This window comes from Burkholderia sp. Se-20378, from assembly GCF_017104665.1.
In the GTDB taxonomy this organism is placed as follows: Bacteria; Pseudomonadota; Gammaproteobacteria; order Burkholderiales; family Burkholderiaceae; genus Burkholderia; species Burkholderia lata.
In genome coordinates, this window is sequence record NZ_JAAGPG010001052.1 from 1 (window position 1) to 1299 (window position 1299).

A 1299-nucleotide genomic window follows, 5' to 3' on the forward strand; every position below is an offset into this window, starting at 1 on the left:
TATCGGACGCTTCGCCCTGGCTGTCGGCGCGCCGGCGCCGCCGCGATCCCGCGGCGCCCGCCTTCGGACGCGGCTTCAGCTTCGCGAGCATCTGGTTGCGCGCGGCGAGCGCGGCCGCCTGATTGCCGTTCGAATACGTGAAGCGCGTGCCGTATTTTCCGTAGGTCGTCGCGGTGCGCGCGCGCACCGGCCGGCGTCGTCGCGGATCCGGCTTCGCCGCGTGGATGGTCTGCGCGATCGCGCGCGTGATGCGGCTCATGACGGCACTGCCGCCGACAGCAACTGCTGCGCGAAATGCAGGATCTCGGCGGCCGCCCACGGCCCGGCGATCGCGACGGTAACCGTCACCGCAACCAGCTTCACGCCGTACGAGATGCTCTGCTCCTGCAGCGACGTGATCGCCTGCAGGAACGAGATCGCGAGCCCGGATGCGGCCGCGACGAGCACGACGGGCAGCGAGATGTAAAGACACAGCATCATGCCTTGCGACGTGAGCCGGATCAGGTCATCGATTTCCATCGGACAACCTCCTTCGAATCGGAATTGGAATCGGGATCGGGACATCAGGAATAGGTCAGCACGAGGCCATGCACGAGCGTCGACCAGCCGTCCATCACGACGAACAGCATCAGCTTGAACGGGATCGCGACGTTGGTCGGCTGCACCTGGTTCATCCCCATCGACATCAGCACGTTCGCGATCACCAGATCGACGATGATGAACGCGATATAGAGGATGAAGCCGATGCGGAACGCGTCGGTCATCTGCGCGAGCGTGAACGCGGGCGCGAGTACGATCAGGTCGTCCTCGCGCAGTTGCGCGGCCGCGGCCTTCGGCCAGATCACCGACGCGGAGCGCAGGAAGAAGCGCTTCTCGCGCTCGCGCGAGTGCGCGGCGAGGAACTGGCGGAACGGCTCCTTCGCCGCACCGAACGCCTGCAGCATCGCCTGCGTCGGCTGCGGCGACAGCGCCTGCCCCTGCAGCTGCTGCTGCGCGGCGAAACCGATCGGCGCCATGATGTACAGCGACACGAGGATCGCGATGCCGTTCAGCACCATGTTCGGCGGCACCTGCTGCACGCCGAGCGCGTTGCGCAGCAGGCCGAGCACGACGACGATCTTCGCGTACGACGTCACGACCATCGCGATGAACGGCACCATGCTCATCACGAGCACGGCGATCAGCAGGCCGGTGATGTCGTTAAACTGAACCATCGTCGCCCGCCATCCGATCGATCCGCACGCCGAGATGCGCGCCCACCGCGACGAGCCTGCCGCCGCCGATCGCCTGGCCGTATGC

General features: G+C 66.5%; 2 protein-coding genes and 1 pseudogene. All 3 read right to left on the bottom strand.

The genetic code is table 11. The features are described from left to right. A pseudogene (locus G3N93_RS40075) lies at positions 1 to 259 on the bottom strand (type III secretion system protein); the annotation flags it as partial. Then, the gene (sctS, locus tag G3N93_RS40080) at positions 256 to 519 is read right to left on the bottom strand and encodes a type III secretion system export apparatus subunit SctS (RefSeq protein ID WP_038743708.1); all 264 of its coding nucleotides are present in this window, start codon (positions 517 to 519) and stop codon (positions 256 to 258) included. The gene sctS and the pseudogene G3N93_RS40075, both read right to left, overlap by 4 nt. Before the next feature lie 44 nt (positions 520 to 563). Beyond that, positions 564 to 1214, bottom strand: a complete 651-nt coding sequence (gene sctR, locus G3N93_RS40085) for a type III secretion system export apparatus subunit SctR (protein WP_010109702.1) — start codon at positions 1212 to 1214, stop codon at positions 564 to 566. Positions 1215 to 1299 lie beyond the last annotated feature (85 nt).

What these genes read in the sequence shown, in the direction of transcription:
- sctS (WP_038743708.1), bottom strand. Translation starts at nt 519, where the DNA reads ATGGAAATCGATGACCTGATCCGGCTCACGTCGCAAGGCATGATGCTG.
- sctR (WP_010109702.1), bottom strand. Translation starts at nt 1,214, where the DNA reads ATGGTTCAGTTTAACGACATCACCGGCCTGCTGATCGCCGTGCTCGTG.